General features: G+C 32.2%; 21 protein-coding genes. 12 read left to right on the top strand and 9 right to left on the bottom strand.

Annotated features, from left to right (window positions below):
* Positions 1 to 299: 299 nt before the first annotated feature.
* From IJL02_RS04435 to IJL02_RS04425, 3 genes are all read left to right on the top strand, one after another.
* Positions 300 to 434 carry a hypothetical protein gene (locus tag IJL02_RS04435; protein ID WP_292809443.1) on the top strand — a complete coding sequence of 45 codons (135 nt, stop codon included), beginning with the start codon at positions 300 to 302 and terminating at the stop codon, positions 432 to 434.
* 201 nt (positions 435 to 635) lie between these two features.
* Positions 636 to 2153 carry an MFS transporter gene (locus IJL02_RS04430; RefSeq protein ID WP_292809440.1) on the top strand — a complete coding sequence of 506 codons (1518 nt, stop codon included), beginning with the start codon at positions 636 to 638 and terminating at the stop codon, positions 2151 to 2153.
* Between the two features lie 127 nt (positions 2154 to 2280).
* Positions 2281 to 2436, top strand: coding sequence for a hypothetical protein (locus IJL02_RS04425; protein WP_292809437.1), 156 nt, complete (start codon positions 2281 to 2283; stop codon positions 2434 to 2436).
* Positions 2437 to 2508: 72 nt separating this feature from the next.
* On the opposite strand, the gene IJL02_RS04420 is transcribed toward IJL02_RS04425, so the two are convergent.
* The 6 genes from IJL02_RS04420 to IJL02_RS04395 form a co-directional block, all read right to left on the bottom strand.
* Complete coding sequence (locus IJL02_RS04420) at positions 2509 to 3183, bottom strand: HXXEE domain-containing protein (RefSeq protein WP_292809434.1); 675 nt, start codon at positions 3181 to 3183, stop codon at positions 2509 to 2511.
* A 29-nt stretch (positions 3184 to 3212) separates the two neighbouring features.
* On the bottom strand, positions 3213 to 3665 hold the full coding sequence (locus IJL02_RS04415; protein WP_292809431.1) for a MarR family winged helix-turn-helix transcriptional regulator: 453 nt from the start codon (positions 3663 to 3665) through the stop codon (positions 3213 to 3215).
* A gap of 886 nt (positions 3666 to 4551) precedes the next feature.
* Positions 4552 to 5757, bottom strand: coding sequence for a PQQ-binding-like beta-propeller repeat protein (locus IJL02_RS04410; RefSeq protein ID WP_292809428.1), 1206 nt, complete (start codon positions 5755 to 5757; stop codon positions 4552 to 4554).
* A gap of 11 nt (positions 5758 to 5768) precedes the next feature.
* Positions 5769 to 6923, bottom strand: coding sequence for an ABC transporter permease (locus IJL02_RS04405; protein ID WP_292809425.1), 1155 nt, complete (start codon positions 6921 to 6923; stop codon positions 5769 to 5771).
* Positions 6910 to 7959 (bottom strand): ATP-binding cassette domain-containing protein, encoded by a 1050-nt coding sequence (locus IJL02_RS04400; RefSeq protein WP_292809423.1) that lies wholly within the window; start codon positions 7957 to 7959, stop codon positions 6910 to 6912. Before IJL02_RS04400 ends, IJL02_RS04405 begins: the two co-directional genes overlap by 14 nt.
* Positions 7943 to 8308 (bottom strand): PadR family transcriptional regulator, encoded by a 366-nt coding sequence (locus tag IJL02_RS04395; RefSeq protein WP_292809421.1) that lies wholly within the window; start codon positions 8306 to 8308, stop codon positions 7943 to 7945. Before IJL02_RS04395 ends, IJL02_RS04400 begins: the two co-directional genes overlap by 17 nt.
* 1003 nt (positions 8309 to 9311) lie before the next feature.
* Between IJL02_RS04395 and IJL02_RS04390 the strand changes: the two genes are divergently transcribed.
* The 5 genes from IJL02_RS04390 to IJL02_RS04370 all read left to right on the top strand — a co-directional run bounded on the left by IJL02_RS04390 (position 9312) and on the right by IJL02_RS04370 (position 14998).
* Positions 9312 to 12707, top strand: coding sequence for a C1 family peptidase (locus IJL02_RS04390; RefSeq protein WP_292809419.1), 3396 nt, complete (start codon positions 9312 to 9314; stop codon positions 12705 to 12707).
* A 250-nt stretch (positions 12708 to 12957) separates the two neighbouring features.
* Entirely contained in the window at positions 12958 to 13113 is a 156-nt protein-coding gene (locus IJL02_RS04385; protein ID WP_292822724.1) for a HepT-like ribonuclease domain-containing protein, read from the top strand.
* A gap of 220 nt (positions 13114 to 13333) precedes the next feature.
* Positions 13334 to 13858: a hypothetical protein gene (locus tag IJL02_RS04380; RefSeq protein ID WP_292809414.1), complete on the top strand. Its 525-nt coding sequence runs from the start codon at positions 13334 to 13336 to the stop codon at positions 13856 to 13858.
* The gene (locus IJL02_RS04375) at positions 13836 to 14324 is read left to right on the top strand and encodes a hypothetical protein (RefSeq protein WP_292809412.1); all 489 of its coding nucleotides are present in this window, start codon (positions 13836 to 13838) and stop codon (positions 14322 to 14324) included. The genes IJL02_RS04380 and IJL02_RS04375 overlap by 23 nt, the downstream gene beginning before the upstream one ends.
* A gap of 323 nt (positions 14325 to 14647) precedes the next feature.
* Positions 14648 to 14998, top strand: coding sequence for a carboxymuconolactone decarboxylase family protein (locus tag IJL02_RS04370; RefSeq protein WP_292809409.1), 351 nt, complete (start codon positions 14648 to 14650; stop codon positions 14996 to 14998).
* A gap of 10 nt (positions 14999 to 15008) precedes the next feature.
* On the opposite strand, the gene IJL02_RS04365 is transcribed toward IJL02_RS04370, so the two are convergent.
* From IJL02_RS04365 to IJL02_RS04355, 3 genes are all read right to left on the bottom strand, one after another.
* Entirely contained in the window at positions 15009 to 15191 is a 183-nt protein-coding gene (locus IJL02_RS04365) for a hypothetical protein (RefSeq protein ID WP_292809407.1), read from the bottom strand.
* A gap of 8 nt (positions 15192 to 15199) precedes the next feature.
* On the bottom strand, positions 15200 to 15799 hold the full coding sequence (locus IJL02_RS04360) for a hypothetical protein (protein WP_292809404.1): 600 nt from the start codon (positions 15797 to 15799) through the stop codon (positions 15200 to 15202).
* Positions 15800 to 16031: 232 nt separating this feature from the next.
* Positions 16032 to 16964, bottom strand: coding sequence for a CPBP family intramembrane glutamic endopeptidase (locus tag IJL02_RS04355; protein ID WP_292809401.1), 933 nt, complete (start codon positions 16962 to 16964; stop codon positions 16032 to 16034).
* Positions 16965 to 17101: 137 nt separating this feature from the next.
* On the opposite strand from IJL02_RS04355, the gene IJL02_RS04350 reads away from it, so the two are divergent.
* From IJL02_RS04350 to IJL02_RS04335, 4 genes are all read left to right on the top strand, one after another.
* Positions 17102 to 17368 carry a DUF6110 family protein gene (locus IJL02_RS04350; RefSeq protein WP_292809392.1) on the top strand — a complete coding sequence of 89 codons (267 nt, stop codon included), beginning with the start codon at positions 17102 to 17104 and terminating at the stop codon, positions 17366 to 17368.
* Between the two features lie 28 nt (positions 17369 to 17396).
* Complete coding sequence (locus IJL02_RS04345; RefSeq protein WP_292809389.1) at positions 17397 to 19544, top strand: heavy metal translocating P-type ATPase; 2148 nt, start codon at positions 17397 to 17399, stop codon at positions 19542 to 19544.
* A gap of 87 nt (positions 19545 to 19631) precedes the next feature.
* Complete coding sequence (locus IJL02_RS04340) at positions 19632 to 20381, top strand: ABC transporter permease (protein ID WP_292809380.1); 750 nt, start codon at positions 19632 to 19634, stop codon at positions 20379 to 20381.
* Positions 20382 to 20390: 9 nt separating this feature from the next.
* Positions 20391 to 21143 carry an ABC transporter ATP-binding protein gene (locus tag IJL02_RS04335; protein WP_292809377.1) on the top strand — a complete coding sequence of 251 codons (753 nt, stop codon included), beginning with the start codon at positions 20391 to 20393 and terminating at the stop codon, positions 21141 to 21143.
* Position 21144 lies beyond the last annotated feature (1 nt).

Here is a 21144-nt window from a genome sequence, read left to right as displayed (position 1 = left end):
GGAGTATTTGTTTTTTGGTTATGCATAATAAAAACTTTTACTCCACCTATTTATTAAATTTAACTATTTTTAAGCAAAATTAAAAATTACAAACTAATTTTCATTAAAAAATTTCAAATCAACAAAGTTTTTGAAAGAGTCGCATTTGACAAGTAATATTTGTTCGTTAACTATAAAACAAACTTAACTAAAAAGTAGTAGATAATTCATTTACTTTTTAATTTTTTTTGTTCGTATTGTATCGAACAAATTTTACTAAAAGTAGTAGATAATTTAAAGTGCGTTATGCAAACAGTTACATGAAGTTGGTTAAAATGAATCAGAAGTTGCATAATCCGGACTCACCATTGTTAATCGAGGATGTTAAAGATGGTGAAACCGTAAAGGAAATTTCAGAGCCAAGCTATATTGATGCTCAAAATAGATTGATGTAGTTTTTAGTTAGGCCTTTGATATTTGATGTTCATAGAATGCATTTGAAAATCAATCTTACAGAATTGTGGTGTTCTTGCAGTATTATGTAAAAATTCCATCCAAAAATTTAATTGTTTGGAAAGCAAATATAAAATTAAGTTCATGTTTAAGTTTGAATGTTAAAATATTTTTTAAGATAATATGTTGGAGGATTAATAAGTATGAATGAAAAGGCTAACGAGAGTTCTTGGTTTCCGTTAATAGTTGTGGCTTGTGCTTCATTTATTATAGTGTTGGACTCTTTCTTCATGAATGTTAGCATTTCTCGAATTGTTGTTGATTTGAATGCTGATGTTAGTACTATTCAAATGATTGTGTCGTTTTGTACTCTTATCACTGCTGCGTTGATACTGTTCAGTACCAAACTTCAGGACATAGTTGGTAAAAAGAAACTGTTTGTAATTGGTGCTGCACTTTTTGGTATAGGAATATTTGCTGCAGTATTAAGTTCAAGTGTTACAATGTTTTTTGTCGGATGGGCAGCGATTAAAGGTGTTGCTGCGGCATTAATGCTGCCTGCCATAGTTTCAATAATAAGCGGAATATATTCCGGCAGAAAGCGTACAATTGCTTTGGCAACTCTCGGGGTAATGGCAGGACTTGCAGATATTTTAGCTCCGCTCCTTGGTGGGCTTATTACAACTTTTTTCAGCTGGAGATACACTTTCGCATTTGAATTAATATTCATTTTATTTATTTTAGTAATGCAAAATAAAATACCTGATTTTAAGCCTACTGAATCTAAAAGCGATCTTGATATTAGTGGTGCTATACTTTCCGGTATATGTCTTCTTTTGCTTGTGCTTGGTATTTTGACTCTGACTAAGGATGTTGCTACCAGCATAATTGAGATAATTTTGGGATTGATAGTCTTAGCAATCTTTATATGGTTTGAACTCAAAAGAAAAAGGTCAGGCAAGGTGCCATTGATTGATGTTGAATTATTTAGAGACAAAAATTTGCGTATAGGTACATCTATTAAGTTATTATATAATATTGTAATATCTGGAACATTTTTTGTAATGGTTCTGTTTTTCCAAAGTGTATTGCAGTTAAATCCATTCGATACTGGTTTGGCTTCACTTCCGTTTGTTATGGCTTTGTTTATTTTTTCATTGACCGCTCCAAATCTAATAGGAAAACTGAATCACAAGACGCTCATGGCAATAGGATGTATAATATCTATTGTAGGATGTCTGATTTTAAGTTATCAATTTAAATTAAATGTAAACATGCTGGATTTAATTCCGGGGCAGTTTTTACTTGGGACAGGTATTGGTTTTATGATGGCTTTAGCAGCGGATGTTGCATTATTCGATGTTCCTGCTGAAGGCCAAAATAATGCATCTGGTATTATTACAACTGGTGAGACATTAGGTTCCTCATTGGGTACAGCAATCATTGGAATAATTCTAATTCTTGGAGTTATGGGCGGTATTAGTACTGCAGTCGATACCTATGCGCCTGATTATTCAGGAGATGAACAATTCCATCAGGAGGTCTATGACTACTTCCAAAAATTAGACACTATAGAGGGACAAGATAGTATTGTTGTGAATACTGCAGATATAATTATTCAGAATGCAATGGCAACCGTAATGTATGGATTAGCCATCGTGTTAGCAGCTATGTTAATTATAACGCTGCGGATAAAAAATAAAAATATTAAAAAACAATGAGAGACAATCTCTCATTTGCCTTTTTTTTTAAATGGTTTGAGTGTTGTCAGAAATTATTCAATTTTGATTTTATTCATTTTGTTTGTATGATAGGATAAATTTCACTAAAAGTTGTAGATATTTTGAAGTGTGTTACGCCAACGCCAACATGAAGCTGGTCAAAAAGAATCAAAAGTTGCATAATCCAGATTCACCCTTATTGATTGGGGAAGTTAAAGATGATGATGTTGTAAATGAGGTCAATGAACCCAGCTTCATTGATGCACAACAAAAATTATTCTAACCTCTATTTATATCGATGCATAGTTTTCATATTAACTTTTGAAATCGAACTACTTGGCATATCTATTGCAGTTCAATCAGATTCGTATTTTTCCAGATATCCTATTTCTGAATATGCAAATCTTGTGGATTTATATTTGTAGGATATGATAAACGGTAAACGTATCATGAATATGATTAGAAATGCTACAAATGCCAATCCCCATAAGTCTGCCATAACAAAGGTTTTTGAATATATTAACCAGTATATGCCGTAAATTGCGGTTTCAAGCAATAAACACCATGCTGTTACTAGTCCTGGCGAATATAATGTTTTTTTGCCTTTGGATTTGTATTGTCTGTATGTTAGTGTGCTGAATACTGTATGGGCAATTGTTTCGCCGATACCGAAAAATATTACAAATATCACTCCTTTGTTTCCGAGCATTGGTGTGAGGAATGTTAATGCGATGAATAGTATTTCCGCTCCAAAGTTAGTAATCATGTCGGTTAGCTTGTTTTCAGGATATGCAAGAGGATTGTCTGATTTTTGAACTATCTTGTTCATCATGAAATGAAATCCGTTTGGCCAGGCAAGCTCTTCAAATACATGCAAAGGTAGAAATATTGCAAGCAATGCCATTAATTTTTGCGGCACATCCCATACGCCCCAATTAATTATCAAAACATTAAGCATCACGATTCCTAAAAAATATGTTGTATGCAGCCATGGTTCTCCGCACCATTTGTCCAATAATGATTCTGCCATAATTATCACCTTATAATTTTGTTGTTTTTTTATAATTTCAAAGAATTAATGACCAGTAATTTAATTATTTCATTGAATTTGTCAATATCTGATTCATTGATATCCTTATAGATTTCTTTTAACCACTCATCGGTAATATGTAACATGTTTTCACTTATTTCAAAACCCTGTTCACTTAAAGAGAGTAATCTTCGTGTTTTATTGTTGGGATCTTTAGTTCGTATTACAAATCCCTTGTTTTCAAGATTTTTTAGGGTTCTGGCAACGACGGGTTCGGATACGCTGAACGTTTCTGATAAATCCCGTTGTGTGATATTTTCATTGTCCACATAAATTCTTAGAATATAATGTATTTCAGCAGGAGTCACATTAGTTCCTTTGAGTTTTTTTTCAAAAAAGCTTGTATGGCCTTTTAAAATTAAATTCAGTGCAGGATATAATGGAATTATATCTATCTTTTCAACCTTATTTAACGTGTCCATAGTATCATCCAACAATAAAACTTATCATGATAAGTTTATAGGTTATGTTATTTAAATATATTGTAAAATAATATGGGCAGGACTGTGGTAGAGGATTTTGCTACTTTTAAATCATTTTTTGTTCGTATAGTATAGAACAAATTTCACTAAATGTAGTAGATAATTTAAAGTGTGTTATGCCAACAGCAACATGAAGATGGTCAAAAGGAACCAAAAGTTGCATAATCTTGATTCTCCTTTGTTGATTGGTGATGTTAAAGATAATGATGTTGTAAAAAAGGTTAGAGAACATTGTTTCATTGAAACTCACGAAAAAGTTCTACCACTTATGCATATTTTTCAATCAACTTTATACAAATATTTTGAATTAATATTCATGAAAAGAAAAAGTAGCTATTAATTATATATAATTTAAAAAAGTAAAATATTATTAATTAACATAATTGAGGTATTATATGAAAACTTATGCGATAGTTGTATAACTTTTCTCTTTACACTACTTTTTTTGAAACTTATGATAATTAAATATTTTTCATTCATCAATTATTTGTCTATTCATATAACTCCATTATTTATTTTATATAAATAAAATTAAAAATGACCTGTTAATGGGGGATGCTGTAAAGCTTGATGGTTATATTTGGGAATTTTGAAAAAAAGAATTAATGAAAATAGGGTATTAACTTTTTGTTAGATATAAAGTTTCGTTTAAATTCGTTAAAAGTTATTAAAAAGTTATTCTTTCAATTATTGATTCATATTCGTGATACCATATGTAAGTCAGGTTATTTGAAAATATTCTGCTTGGCTCTATATATAAATAATGGGTTCCATCTATTTATATTTAAATGATATTGCTTTTTAAAAGTTAATTAAAAGATAGAAGTTATTTTCTATCTTTTATTTTTTTAACTGCAACAAAAGCCACTATCAAAACAATGATTAAAACGGCTATTGAGTAATACATTTGAGTTGAGCCTGGAACCTCATGTTTGTCAATATTTAATGAGTATAAGTTTCCAGAGTCATCGCCAAAGAATAGGCTATTGCCGTTTATTACTGGTGAGGATGTGATTGCTGCGTTAAACAATATAGTTCCAGGATTATAGGTAAACTCTTCGGCACCAGTATATTTGTTTAGCACATAAAAGTTACCATTATTAGAACCGAAAGCAAGTAAATTATCTTTAAGTGCAGGGGTTGTTTGGATTTTGTCTCCAATAGAATGGGACCATTTAATTGTACCATCACGAATATCTAAGCAGGTAAAATTACCTTCATCGGATCCAATATATACACTGTTGTCATGTTCATCCACAGTTGGAGAAGAGATTATCTTGTTATTTAAATCAACTTTCCAGAGTAAATCCCCATTAGACTTGTTTAAGCAATACAAGCTGCCATCGCTTGAACCGAAAATTACGCTTTTATTTACATAGGTTGGTGTCGAAAGAATTTCATCACCAGTGGTAAATTCCCAGTTTTTGTCTTTATCGGTTCCTATAGAATATAATTTGCCATTTGTAGATCCAATATAAATTGAATCGCTGACAACAATTGGTGATGATTTCAACTCACCATCCAACTTTTTATTTAAAATGACTTTCCCATTTGTTTTGTTAAGTCCATACAAGTGCCCATCATTGCTTCCAAAGTAAACAACATCATTATAAATCATAGGAGTTGACTCAACACTGTCGCAGTCATATTCCCATACAACTTTATGACTGTTAATGTCAATAGCCTTAAGGCCATCCTCAGTACCAATATATAATCTGTTTGAATTAATTATGGGAGAAGAATTGGTTTGAGCTTCCAAATCCAAATCCCATTCCTCTTCACTGGTTTCCATATCCACAGCCTTCAATATTCCTTGAGAGGAAATGATATAAATCAAGTCCTTATAGATTGCAGGGGATGAGTGAATCGGAGATTCCATATTGAATGTCCATAAGTTTGTCACAAATTCTGAACTATCATCCCTGTAAGCTGTGTGATTAACATCACCAGCAAATGTATTCCAATTTTCAGCGGCAATTGGAGATAAACATAAAAGACACACTATTAAAGCAATTATAAATTTTTTATACAAATTAAAACCTCCTATACATCCCTATTGAATCTTTTTACACCAATTATGAAGAATAATAGTGTAAATCCTAAAAGTATTGCTAAATCTACCCATACATCACCTAAATTTTGTCCCTTAAGCATTATTCCTCTCATTGCATCATTCAAATAAGTCAGTGGGAAGATATATGCAAGTTTTTGGAAAATCCATGGCATTGTCTCAATTGGATAGAATACTCCTGAAACAAACATCATCGGCATGGAAAACGGCAAAACGATTTGGGCATAGTCCTCCTGGGTCTGGGTTCTTGCAGAAAGCATGATTCCAAATCCTACAAAACACAATGCCCCAATTACCAATACAATAAATGTCTGCAATATTCCACCTTTAATACTGACATTGAACAATATGATTGCCATTAAAATCAGTATCAAAGCTCTCACCAATTCTATTAACAATTTTGATGCTATTTTTCCACCAATGACAGTAGAAACAGATGTTGGAGTCATGAATAGTCGTGCAAGCTCACCTGTTTCACGCTCGCCCGCTATGGTTGCGCCCATTCCCATCATACAGCTCATCATAATAGTCATGCCAAGAACTGCAGGAACCAAAAAGTCAATGTATTTGATATTTCCATAGATTCTGTTGATATGCAAGCTTATATCATCCTTAAAGTTGCTTAAAGAATGGGAAATTGACGGAGTGACATTTGCATCTTTAGTTGAAACGCTGGTTTGGGAAGCTACCATATTAGACAATCTATAGAATATTCCTTGTGTAGAAGACTCAAGAATTTGAGATGCCATTTGGTCTGAAGAATCCAAATACAGCGTTACAGCTTTTTGATTAGACGTATCTTCATCATAATCGGACGGCAGTATGATGGCTGCCTTAACTTCACCTGAATCTACACGCTCCTTTCCTTCACTTAGACTATCTATAACCTCAACAACGTGATAGGTTTCGGTTGTTTTTATAGTGTCAAGGGTTAAATCTGTCAAGTCTCCGCTGCTTTGGGAAACGACCACTATTGGTAAATCTGTCATGTCTCCACCCATTCCGTAACCAAAAAGCAATATCATTATTATTGGAAATACAAGTATTGCGAATAAACGGCTGGGGTGTCTTTTAAGTGAAATCAATTCCTTCTTAATCATCCACCAGAACTTTCTAGGCTCTATCATCTTCATTCACCTTTGATGTTGATTTGATAAATACATCTTCAAGAGATGGCTCTTCAGTTGAAACGGATTTTATAATGCCTCCTGAAGAGTTAATGTCATTTAGCACATTTTGAACAGCCATGTCATCAAAACTGTCGATTCTTAAATTTAAACGGCCATTTCGAGCTATTTCAATGCTTTTAATGCTGGAAGATTTTTTCATGGATTCAATAATGGCATCATCATGTTTCTTAAGCAATATTGACATTTTCCTCAAGCTTAAGTTTTCAATGTCCTCTTTAGTTGAGGTGGAAACCTCGTTTTCAGATGAAATCTTTGACAGTGCTTCAGTCATTTCTCTTCTATTGCTTTCCAATAGAGAATCCTTAAGGCCTTGCGGTGTGTCATAGGCTACAAGATTTCCAGTATTTATAATTCCAACATTATCACAAAGCATGTCCACTTCATGCATGTCGTGTGAACACAAAATAATTGTGTGCCCATTATCATTCAATTCACGAATCAGATCCCATAATGTGCGTTTTGTGGTTGGGTCTAGACCAATTGTTGGTTCATCCAAAAATAAAATGTCTGGCCTGTGAACCATGCTGGCCACAAGTGATGCCTTTTGCTTTTGACCACCGGATAGCTGACCCACTCTTTTATCCTTTGCATATTTGATATCTACGAGTTCCATCAAATCATTAATACGGGAATCCCTCTCATCTCTAGGTACTCCATAATAGTCAGCGCATAGCTGTGAATTTTCCATTACTGTTAAGTCCTTATATAAGCTAACTTGCTGCGGTACCATTCCCAAAAGATTTCTCACTTCGTTGGGATTTTTTAAAACGTCATATCCTCCAACTGTAGCATTTCCTGAAGTAGGCTGAATCAAACAGGTGAGCATTTTTATTGTTGTTGTTTTACCTGCTCCATTCGGTCCTAACATTCCAAAAATACTCTTATCCGGAATGGTTAAATTAAGTGAATTGACCGCAGTGAAATTATTGTTGTAAACCTTAGTTAGATTTTTGGTTTCAATTGCGTTCTTCATTGTCTTTGCTCCTATCTGAAATATCGTTCATAAATTCTATCCACTGAGGATTATTTTGAAATTTATTGAATTTTTCCCTAATCAATAACAAAACGGTTTCGCCATCTTCAGTGATTGAATAGTATTTAACACGTTTATTATTCTCATTAATTCTCCATTCCCCTTTTATAAGACCGTTACGTTCCATTTTTCTTAAAAGAGGATAGATTTTTGAAGAAGTATTTTTAAAATCTTCATCTGATTTAAAAAATTCATCTAGCTTCTTCATTATTCCATATCCGTGAATTGTCTCTTTAGAAATAATCCATAGGATTAAATTATGTGTAAAAGCATTGGTGAAGTATTTCATTAAATGCTTTTTAGTTTTCAACACATTTCTATTGTAAGTAATAATATCACCCCATATGTAAAAGTTTTACATATGTCAATATTTAATGTATATAATAATATTATATATAAAACTAACTAATTTTCACGAAACAATGATTCATAACACTAGTGCTACATATGTATAAACTTTTTGGAAAATGAATTACTGAATATACTTTGTAAGATTAAAAAAGCCTTGAGGATTTTGAATCAATTAAAATCAAAAATAGCTATTTATATATAATTTAAAAAAGTAAAATAATATTAATTAAAATAATTGAGGTTGGTTATATGAAAGGGCATGCGATAGTTGTCATACTTATGGTCTCTCTACACTACTTTTTTTAGAACTTATAATAATTAAATATTTTCATCCAGCATTCATTAATCATTTTTTTGACGAATTCACCTATACCAAACCATAAACTCGGAATAGGGGACAAGCTCCTATTCCTCGAACCTTGACGAACTTACTATTGTTAAGTCTATAGTATAGGCCTTTCGCTATCGTTCAAGGCATCCAGTTCGACCTAAAGCTCGGACTGCATATAATGGTGGTGCTGGTTAAATAAAACTACTTTTTTCATTGATGACTTACGGAACCGGCCGGAAATGGTCGTTTCCTCACTATAGTTTATGTTCGCCAAGTCTATTCACCCAGGCCTCCCCTCCACGCCTCCGCTAACGCTCCAGCGTGGGAGTCGGCCTGGGCGAATTGGCTCGCTTAATAACATGGCTATGGTTAGGTTGCTATTTCCAGAATTAATTAACTACAAAAAAATTCGCAATTTTTATTCAAAATTTAATAGTTGCAAATATCAGTTTACAGGCACTCTTATCCCTATTTCAGTTACATATATATACCTAATTTAATAGACTTCTAACTATATTTTGAATATTTTAGACAAAAACAATAGCTTTAAAGATTGTTCGTTTAAAATAAAATATTTTTATCAAAATATTATTCAAAGGAGTACGGGATTATGGAATTCAAAAAAAGTATAATCATAATAATACTGGCTGTTTTTATCATAAGCATTACAAACGTCAGCGCCAGTGACGTGAACGAAACATTAAGTGCTGAAGACATGCAAACTCTTTCAGACTCACCTAAAACATTCACAGAATTAAACAATGACATTAACGAATCAGAAAGTACATTTGAAGTAGAATATGACTACCGATTCAACAACCAAAGTGATGATGGTCCAGTCATAATTGAAAAAAGCAATTTCACAATAAACGGGAACAATCATATTCTCGATGGAAACAAACAATCCGGAATATTCAATATAACAGGAAACAATGTGACAATAAAAAATCTTGTTTTCATCAATGGTAATGCCACTAATGGGGGAGCAATATATTCAACCGGACAGATTACATTGAACAATGTAACTTTTATAAGCAATAATGCCTATTCTGGTGGAGCAATATGGGCTGATGGACTATTGACATTAAATAACACAACTTTCATTAGCAATAATGCTCATTATGGTGGAGCAATTAAATATTATGATAATGTACTTAATTGTATTAATTCTCGTTTTATTGACAATTCTGCTGATGAATCAATATATTCAAGTAATGCCGTATTAAATATCTGCAACTCATCTGTCACTTCAAACAAGTCATGTAAATATGGTCAAATTTTTGCTTTTAGTTCCACAGTTAATATAGATAATTCAGATTTCATAAACATATCCTCTGTTTATGCCTCAGCACTGTATTCGGAATATTGTGAAATTTCAATTACAAATTCCAGATTTGTTAATCTTACAGCTGAGAAATCTGCAGGAGCAATTGCCATAAGAGGGTCAAGTAACTCTTATATAAAAGGCTGTAAATTTGTAAACACCAAATCATTTAAAAATGCAGGCGCCATACATGTGGATTATGGAATTGAATCATGCAATGCAACCCTAGTTGATTGTGTGTTTAACAATGCTTCATCTATGATTGGTGGAGCATATATTCAATTGGGAGGTAATTTAATCTTGAACAGTTCCAACTTCACAAACAATAAAGCTCATGTTGGAGGCGCAGTTTATATCTCATTTACCAATAGTACAATTGATAATTCTATTTTTGATTCAAATGAATTATTTGATGAGGATTCCACCAGTTGTGGAGGTGCAGTATATTGTGATATGAGCAATATGACATTAACCAAATCAGAATTCATAAATAACTCTGCATTTCTGGGAAATGCAGTATATTCCTGTGATTCATGGTATAATATCACCAACTGTCTGTTTGCAAACAATACAAATGCGATTTTCACAGATTTTGACAAAAACCAGTGCAATCTCAACAGTAATGAGTATAATAATGACAGCGTAATCACCAATCAGTCATTTTATAATCCCCTATCTTTTGCATGTTCTGGATTGAATCTGACATTAATCAACAATACAATCAATGTTGCCAGTCTTCCTTCTAGGTTTGATTTACGTGATTGGGGATGGATTACTCCTGTTAAAAATCAGGGCAGAATGGGCTCATGCTGGACATTTTCTTTTGGAGAAGCATTGGAAACTGCTCTTTTAAAAGCAACAGGCATCAGATATGATATTTCTGAAAATTATATGCATAGTCTCCAAATAAGATATTCAGATTTTGGAGATTTGTACAATGATGAAGGAGGCCTTTATTATATGGCTTTGGCCAATGTGGTCAGCTGGCTGAGTGTTGGTGAAAAAGATGATGAATATGATGAGGTTGGAAAATTATCACGTTTTATAGATAGTGTGAATAAGATACGTCTTCAGGATGCTTACTTCATAATGCCGAATTCAGCCGATTATATAGTGGACGTTAAAAAAGCAATTTTAAATTATGGTGCAGTTTCAATTGCTTATGCATGCAGTGAGGAGGAACCATATTTCAATGAAAATACTTCCGCACATTATACTAATGAATCACTTCCACAAAATCATGGAGTTGCCATCATCGGATGGGATGATAACTACTCTGCGGATAACTTCCTAATTACCCCTCCTGGGGATGGTGCATGGATTGTTAAAAACAGCTGGGGAAGCGAATGGGGAGATGAAGGATATTTCTACTTATCATACTATGAAAAATCATTATTTGTACCTGATCCAGATACAGACATCATTTATCCTTTCATAGCTTGCATTTTCACTAATGCAATTGATTATCATGTCAATTATCAGACTGATTTATCTGGTTTACATGATTTTGACGGCAATTACACTCAATATTCCAATGAATTCACTGCAGAATATGATGATTTGATTGCTGGTGTTGGAACATACTTCAACCAGTCATGTATCGATTATTCCTTTGACATTTATGTGAACAATAAGTTGATACACTCACAAAGTGGCATAAGCGAGTTTGCAGGATACAGGACCATTGTCTTAAGCAGTTATGTTCCGGTTAAAAAAGGGGACAAGTTTAAAGTTGTATTTAAAAATAATAATCTTCCTTATGAGGTATACTCTAGAAATCATTATATTCATGGAATGTCCTTTGTAAGTGCAGACGGCAACGTATGGAGGGATATCACTTTAGAAAACAAGACAGTTTGTCTGAAGGTCTATACTGTGGCTGATGATTCCAGAATAATTGACAATAAAGGCCTGTCAGTGAATTATGGTGATGAGTCTTTCTTCACAGTTAGGGTTGCAACTGAGGATGGTCATGCCATTGCAGGTGCATCTGTTCAGTTTACAATCAATGGAAAGAGAATCAATTCAACAACTGACAATGATGGTATTGCAAAATTGGAAATTAATGAGGTTCCGGGAACTTACCTCATCACAACCGTTTATAATAATCAGACATATCAAAACAATGTCACTGTAACATTGAACTCACAGGAATGTATGATTACAGAAAACAAAAATATTAAAGTGGATTATGACGGTGGTTCATATTTTACTGTAAAAGTGGTTTCCAGCGATGGTAAAGTGGCACTAAGTGGAGAGTCAGTTATATTTGTAATTAACGGCAAAACCTCATCTGTTAAAACGGATGAAAATGGAATTGCAAAAATCAAGATAACTGATGTTCCTAAAAAGTACACAATGACAACTATATTCAATGGCAAAAGCTATAAGAATACAGTTACAGTAAAACAGGTATTGACTACAAGTAAAGTCACTGTTAAAAAGACTGCCAAGAAGTTCACTTTAAAAGCAAAGCTTAAAATCAACGGTAAACTCGTTAAAGGCAAAACTGTAACATTCAAGTTCAACGGCAAAACCTACAAGGTCAAAACCAATAAGAAAGGAATCGCCCAAAAGACCTTGAAAAAGAATGTTATCAAAAAGCTTAAAAAAGGCAAAACCTACACTGTCAAAGTGACCTACCTTAAAAACACAATAAAAACAACAGTTAAAGTAAAATAGTGCTCAATGCACTATTTTAAAATTTTTTCTATTTCACGTTTAATTAAATCAGAAGGAAACTTATTCTTTAAATTTAATGGGGAGAATTATGAAAACTCATGTGAAGTTGGTGCTACTTTCCTCTTTACACTACTTTGAAATTTAAAATAATTTAATATTTCATTCACTTGTTTATTGGGGGTTGGGATTAAAAAGAGTATTAGTTTATAGTATAATATTTGAATTTCTATTTTTTTCACATTAATCTTTTGTGGAAGTAATTCCTTGGTGCAGTATTAAGTATATGCGCAATATCATGATTCATAAATATGAATCTGCAGAATTTGATGTAATGGAGTATGCATTAACTGTTGAAGTTCCTGAATTAAAAGAAGATTTAGTTAAGTTGAAAAATATTAATTTGTAATAATCTATTTACTTTTTTCTAGTTTTTTTGGAGTTTATATTATATGTTTCCAACTATGACTTTTGTTATTGCATTGCTTAAGTATTATAAATGTAGGTATTAATTGACTCTTTCAAAAACTTTGTTGATTTGAAATTTTTTGATGAAAATTAGTTTGTAATTTTTAATTTTATCTAAAAATAGTTAAATTTAATAAATAGGTGGAGTAAAAGTTTTTATTATGCCTAATCAAAAAACAAATACTCCAAATAGTATTTTAGATGTTAAACAATATATATTTTGCGATTCTAATGGAGGATTAGTCCTTTCAGATTCTCGTTTTGTGAAAATTTTTAAATCCTGTCAAAAAGCTCTTAAATCTTTTGATTTAAGTTTTAAAAAGGATGTTCCTTATTTTAAAATGAGTTTAGCTAGATGTCCACATTGTGGAACTCGTCATGTTGTTAAATATGGTTTTACAAAAAGAACATTAGTATTTAAAGAAATTGGTAAAACTAATGTGAAGGTTCAGCGTTATATTTGCAAACGTTGTGATAAAACCTTTCAAACAGATTTAACAAGTCTTGTTGATAAAAACAGCAATTTTACGAATGAATTGAAAAGTGAATCTGAACATTTAATTTCAGATTATCTGGGAAGCTTAAAAAATGTTTGTAAATCTTTTAAAAAATTCTTTGGAATCACAGTTTCACATCAAACAATTGAAAATTGGCTTTTTGTTAATGAAAACATTTTTAGAATTTGATTTAGGGCGTTGCTCGGGTTATTATGTCTTTGATGTAGAATGGATAAAAATCAACGGAAAATGGAAATATCGTCACACATTACTTGATTCTATTTCAAATTGCATCGTAGCCGATGCAATTTACGATACTGAAGATGATACAACTGTTGAAAAGTTTTTAAGAGAATCTACAGCAAATAAAAATAAAATTGCAATCACAACAGATTTAGATAAAAAATATGCCTCAATTATCCCAAAATTAGGTTTTAAACATCAATTGTGTATTTTTCATACTAAAAAAAGTTTAAATAAACAATTAAAAACTTTTAAAGATAAAAATCGCATTTCTGACGAAGAATATCAAGAATGTCACAAACAACTGAAAATGATCAAAGATTTATTCGATTTAAATGATTATAATGAATTCAAAAATGAAGTACAATCTTTAATTTATCGTAAAGATGATTTTTCATCCAGTGATTTATAAAATAATCAGAAAATCAATCACTCCACGATATAAAAGCTTCATTTATCACTTAAAAGATAAACGAATTGAAAAAACAAGTAACAAAATTGAAAATGCATTTCAAAAAACAATGCCAAAATCAAGAAAACGAACATTCAAGACCAAACGGGGCGTTTTAAAACGAATCTATCGCAGAGATCTCATTTGGAATGACAATCGCAAAAAGGATTTTGAAAATCAACAAAGTTTTTGAAAGAGTCTATTAATTAAATAGCTATTAATTATATATAATTTGAAAATGAAATAATTAATTAAATAATAAAATTATTTGGAGAGGACAAGATATGAAAGGTGACGTATATTACGGTAAAGGTATCCGAGAATTAAAAGATGAATATCCTGATTTATATGAATTGGTATCTAACATTAACGATACAGTATGGGACGGTAATGTCTTGGATTATAAAACTCAAAAATTAATCGCTATTGGTATTACTGCTTCTCGTGCAGACCCAAGAGCTACCAAAAAACAAATCAGAAGTGCAATTGAAGTATTGGGCATTACTAAAGAAGAAATTGTTGATGTTTTAAGAGTTGTATTATTGACTTCAGGTATGCCTGCATTTTCCAAATCACTTCAAATATTAAATAGTGTTACTGAAGCTATTGAAGAAGAAAGAGAAGATAAAGCTTAAATTTCTTCTCTTAACTATTACTATTGTGTTTTGTTTCTTTTTCTATTATGCATTCTGCATTATTTTTTAAAACTACTTGTTGAGTTTTGTGACGGTTTGTTTTTGGGAGAGTATCAGGACCACTTATTTTTCTAGCATTGCAGATAATTTTTTCCCCTTTAATTTTATCTCCTTTTTTCAAGTAGGTTCCCATATTTTCACCTAATATTCTACATTTAATTTAATTCCTTTTTCTTCAAGTTCATCAATTATTGAGTCAACATCAAGAAGATCTAATTGCAAATCAAACAGCAGGTCTGACAAATTGGGGTTTTCATGTTCGCTACAGTAATTAATTATTTCTTTAACTTGTTGTTCTTTAGGGATTTCTCTTAATGTCATTTCTCTTTGAATAATTCCATTTCTATCATTATTGAAATAAGTTGTTCTAGCAATTAAGTTAACAGCGCTATTATCTTTCATTTTAATTTCTTCAAAATTTTTGTTTTCAATTTCAGGAAATAATACTACTGGACATAATATATCTTCTATAAGAGGTTCAATCTCTTTATAAATAACGTTCATATGGTCAACCATTCCATTAAAAAACATTTCATCATTAACTTTAATGTTTAATAATAATTTTGGTTCTGTTGTCCATCCAAGGTCATTACAGACCTCAAGAGAGTATTTGCTTTCTGGGAAATGTTTTAATAATTGTGGTTCAATTGCATCAATGATTTCAATAGTTTTTTCATTGGCTTTAATAAATTCTTCTATTTCTTGGGGAGATTTAAGGTAAAAATTCTTGCTAATTTTCATAATGATTCCTCCATTGTTTTGACTTTGAAAAATTGCTTTTACTTCGTAAAATTGTCTTGATTTTGAAGTAACATACTTTATTTTTCTATTTAAGAATTTATATGCACTTAATAGCTTAAATATTTGTTGTTTTAACTTTAAAACAATTTAACCTATTAAAATCAATATTGTAGTGATGGAATAATGGATTTTAACGTTGCTCTGGTGATTTGGGGTTAAAATAATTTAATAATCAATGAAGTAACATGTAGATAATCTCTGAAATAAAAAATAAAATTAAAAATATCATTCCTGGATTTAATAGAATTGTCTTTAATGGATTATCTAAAGCAATTTGAGTTTTTGCTCCATTAAATCTGGCCTTTTTGTACCTTGACAGACCTATTATTCCAATTAGCAGGGCAGAAAGAATAATTATCATATAAATGACTACAATCGCCAGATCTGTTGGTGCATATGCGTTTGACAGTAATGTCTGTGCGCTTTTGACTACAATGACGCTTACAACTGATCCCATCAGATTTACAATGATGTGTAGTGCGATTGTATATATTATTTTCCCGGTTTTTATGTAGACATATGCGAAAAATCCGCCCAATAAAAATGCATAAAAGAATTGGCTTATATTTCCGTGGAAAAATCCGAAGATAATCGCTGAAATGATGATTGAAACTCTTGCACCATATCTGATTGTTCTGTCTATTAGAAATTTTCTAAAGAATATCTCTTCAAATATAGGTCCTATTATACTGACCAACATTAAATTTAACATGATGTCTGAGGAGTTAATTAGTCTTTGAACAGGATTTGTGATGCTGGTGTGGAAAGCATTTCCGATTATTGATGTAATTGCAAGCCCAATTATGTTTCCAATCCACATTAACGTAAAGGTTATCCCCAAATAAAGCAGGAACGTTTTTATGTTCAAATTTTGTTTTTCCAATTTTTGCACTTCAATTTTTTTCATTAAATAGAATAGTATTGGAAATGGCAATATGTAATTGCAAATTGCAGATATTATGGTTATAACATTAAAATTACCAAGTAGGCTGCTGTTGGTTATCCCAATGACATTAACGACAATTACTTGCATTATTAAAGCAGATATTGCAAATATCAGGTAATTAAATCCTATTTTTGAGAAAAATTTTTCATGTATGTTCAATGTTTCACCAGTTATCATTATTTCAGTTTTCTTAGTATTTAACTCTAACTTTAGGTAAACCTAAACTTTAAATATTAGGTATGCCTAAATATTAATAGCTGAGCATTTTATTTTTACAAATATGGAGAGTAGAAAAAATGGTAAATAAAGAAATTTTAGACAAATGCGTAGAACACAAACATGCACTTATTTTTGCAGCAGGGATTGCAACAGCTATTGTCGGTAAAAAATTATTAGAATCTAAAGCTGTAAAAGATGCTGCAACTCAAGGAATGGCAAGTGTAATGACCATTAGAAAAGATGCTGAAGAAACCTTCCAGGACATGAGGGAAGAAGCTGAAGAAATTGTCATGGATGCTAATGAGGAAACCAAAAAAGAAATTTACGTAGAAGCTAAAGATTAATTTTATTTTATTTTTAAAGGTAAAGAAAATGAAATATAAAGTAATGTATGATAACGGATCTCGTTTAAGGGTTCGTTCAGGCCAATGGGCTTTCACTAAAAAGGAAGGTTATGGTCTTGCCTCATTACTTTTAGAACATGATTTTATCAATGAAGTCTATACTTCCCATAGAAATGGTAGTATTATTATTTATTATGATTCTGGCGATAAAAACAAAAAGAAAATATTTAGCATTTTAAATAAAATCACAATCGATGATTTGTTTGAAGCAGAACCAACACAGATTCAGGTTTCAAAAGAAATATCTGATGATTTTTATTTGAAATTGTCTTCAATGATTTTCAAAAGATTTATGGGAAGATTATTCCTGCCGATGCCTATTAAAAATGTTTTAACATTTTACAGGGCCATTAAATATATTTGGGAAGGTTTGGATAGTTTAACTGACTTCCGTGTTGATGTTGCACTTCTTGATGGTGCTGCAGTTTCCGGAGCTCTATGGCAGGGTGAATATGCATCAGCAAGCTCCATGATGTTCTTGTTGTCAATCTCCGATGCACTTGAAGACTACACAATTCAAAAAGCCAAAAGCAATCTGAAAGATAGTTTGGCTTTAAATATTGATACTGTATGGGTAGTAGGAGAAGACGGTGAGGAAACACAGATGCCTGCAATCGACATTGAAAAAGGAGATAAAATCAAGATCCATATGGGTGACGTAATACCTGTAGATGGAAAAGTAATTGATGGCGAAGCGATGGTTAATGAAGCTTCAATGACTGGAGAACCGTTAGCGGTTCATAAACGTGATGGAAAAACAGTTCATGCCGGAACGGTTGTGGAAGAAGGAAATATTATCGTTGAGACATATTCAATAAATAAGGAAACAAGATTGAATAAAATCATCGATCTGATTGAAAACTCAGAGGAGCTGAAGGCAGATACTCAAAGTAAAGCTGAAAAGCTGGCTGACTCGATTGTTCCATACAGTTTCCTTGCAACTGCCTTGACATATCTCTTTACAGGAAATGCCTCAAAGGCGTTATCTGTTTTGATGGTTGATTTTTCATGTGCAATTAAGCTTACCACTCCACTGTCTATTATCTCTGCCATGAGTGAGGCGTCTGATAACAGGATGATGGTAAAAGGCGGAAAATTCCTTGAAAACTATGCAAATGCAGATACTATTGTATTCGATAAAACTGGAACTTTAACAAATGCAACTCCGAAAGTTGTGGATGTTATTCCGATGTCTAGAAGATACAAACGTGATGAAATCCTGAGGATGTCTGCATGTATTGAGGAGCACTTCGCACATAGTATCGCAACAGCTATTGTAAAGAAAGCAGAAGAGGAAGGCCTCAAACATGAAGAAGACCACAGTGAAGTGGAATATATTGTTGCGCATGGAATTGTAACTGAATATGACGGTAAACGTGCTGTAATTGGTTCAAAACATTTCCTGTTTGATGATGAGAAAGTTAAAGTAACCAAAACCCAACAGAAGAAACTTAATAAAGTTGAAAAAGAACATTCTGTTGTTTATCTTGCCATTAACGGAAAACTTGAAGGCGTAATATGCATCGATGATCCTGTAAGGCAGGAGGCTAAATATGTCATTGAAGAACTTAAGAGTTTAGGTATTGAAAATGTCATAATGCTTACAGGTGACAGTGAAAGTGGTGCAAAAGCCGGTGCTAAAGCATTAGGCATCACTGAATACAAATCACAAGTGCTTCCTGAAGACAAATCAAGAATCGTCGAGGAATTAAAAGCCGAAGGTAAAACCGTAATTATGGTAGGGGATGGAATTAATGATTCTCCAGCTCTTGCTGCTGCTGATGTGTCTGTTTCAATGAAACATTCATCGGATATTGCACGTGAAGTTGCAGATGTATCTCTGCTGTCTGATGATTTGCATGACCTTGTTACACTTAGAAAATTAAGTATGGGAATGCTTGATAAGATTAATACCAATTATAGAAATATTGTAGCAGTAAACGGTTCATTATTGGTTTTAGGCGTGTTTGGAGTAATTCCACCGACTACATCGTCAATGATACATAATCTCTCTACAATGTTGTTTGGAGCCATGAGCACAAAATCCGTTCTAAAAGATGAAGATTTTAATAAAGGTATAGAAGTTGAAGCTATTGAAGTGGCTGATGCTTCTTAATTTTATTTTTTTTAAAGTTTTTTTTAAAAGTTTTTATATTATGATAACCTAACTAAACATGTATAAAAATTTTAATTTAGTGATGAAATGTTTGATAATTATAAAAATAAGTTCATTCCATTAATTGTACCGATTATCTTAATATTATTTTGGTATTTTATAACTGATGGTATAGAATTATTTTCTGCGTATATATTGCCAAGTCCTATCGACGTTTTAAATTCAGCTTGGACGGTAATTGAAAACGGAAAACTTCTTACAAATACTATTGATACTTTATTTAAGGTATTTTCAGGTCTTATTTTAGCATCTGTTGTAGCTATTCCTGTTGGAATATTGCTTGGATGGTATAAAACTTTAGAAGATTTATGTACATTTGTAATTAGTGTTTTAAGACCAATCCCTCCTGTTGCATGGATTCCATTTTCAATCTTATGGTTTGGAATAGGTACATTTCCGGCAGTATTCATTATATTTATGGGATGTGTATTCCCTATTTTAGTCTATACTATTGACGGAGTAAAAAGAACTGATAAGGTTTTAGTTGAATCTGCTCAGACTTTAGGTGCAAATGATTGGAATGTCTTAAGACGTGTTGTTGTGCCTTCTACTTTTCCATATATTGTTTCAGGTTTAAAAGTAGGTATTGGAATTGCTTTAATGTGTACAATTTCAGCGGAAATGATTGGTTCAAGTAGTGGTTTAGGGTATATGATTTTAACAGCAACTAATTTATTTGATACTGGTACTACTGTTGTCGGTATGCTGGTTATTGGTTTAATCGGACTTGCATTTGACTTTGTATTTACTAAAGCTCAAGATAGGATTTTCTGGTAGGTGTGTTAAATGGCAATTGAAGTGAAAAATATTAATAAATCCTTTGACAGTAAAAAAACAGAAAAATTATCTGTTTTGGAGGATATTAATTTAAACATTAACGATGGTGAATTAATTTGCCTTTTAGGCCCATCAGGTTGTGGAAAAACAACTCTTTTGAGATTGATTGCAGGTCTTGACCATCCTACCTCTGGTGAAATCGTTGCTAATGGGGAAATCGTTAAAAAGCCATCCGGTGACAGAGCAGTAATTTTTCAACAGTATTCATTATTCCCATGGCTGACTGTACTTCAGAATGTAACTTTCGGACTTGAAATGACAAAAAAAGGTTCAAAGGAAGAAAATATTGCCGCTGCAGAAAGATATTTAACAAGTGTTGGTTTAATTGACTTTAAGGATAGCTATCCTCATGAACTTTCAGGTGGTATGAAACAGAGGGTTGCAATAATTAGATCTTTGCTTAACCATTCACCTATATTGCTGATGGATGAGCCGTTTTCTGCATTGGATATGCAAAATAGACATAAGCTTCAAGAACAGCTCATAGGGGTCTGGAAGAGATTCGAAAATACAATTGTTTTTGTAACTCACGATGTCGACGAGGCCGTTTATCTGGCAGATAAAATAGTCATAATGGATAAGAATCCCGGAAGGATTGCAGAAATAGTTGAAGTTGATATTGAAAGACCAAGAAAAAGAGAATCTCAAGAGTTCATTGATTTGCAGGAATCAATAGTTGAAAAATTAAATATGGAAGAATAAT

The organism is Methanobrevibacter sp., assembly GCF_017427765.1.
GTDB lineage: Archaea > Methanobacteriota > Methanobacteria > Methanobacteriales > Methanobacteriaceae > Methanocatella.
This window is presented reverse-complemented; position numbering and strand designations above follow the sequence as displayed.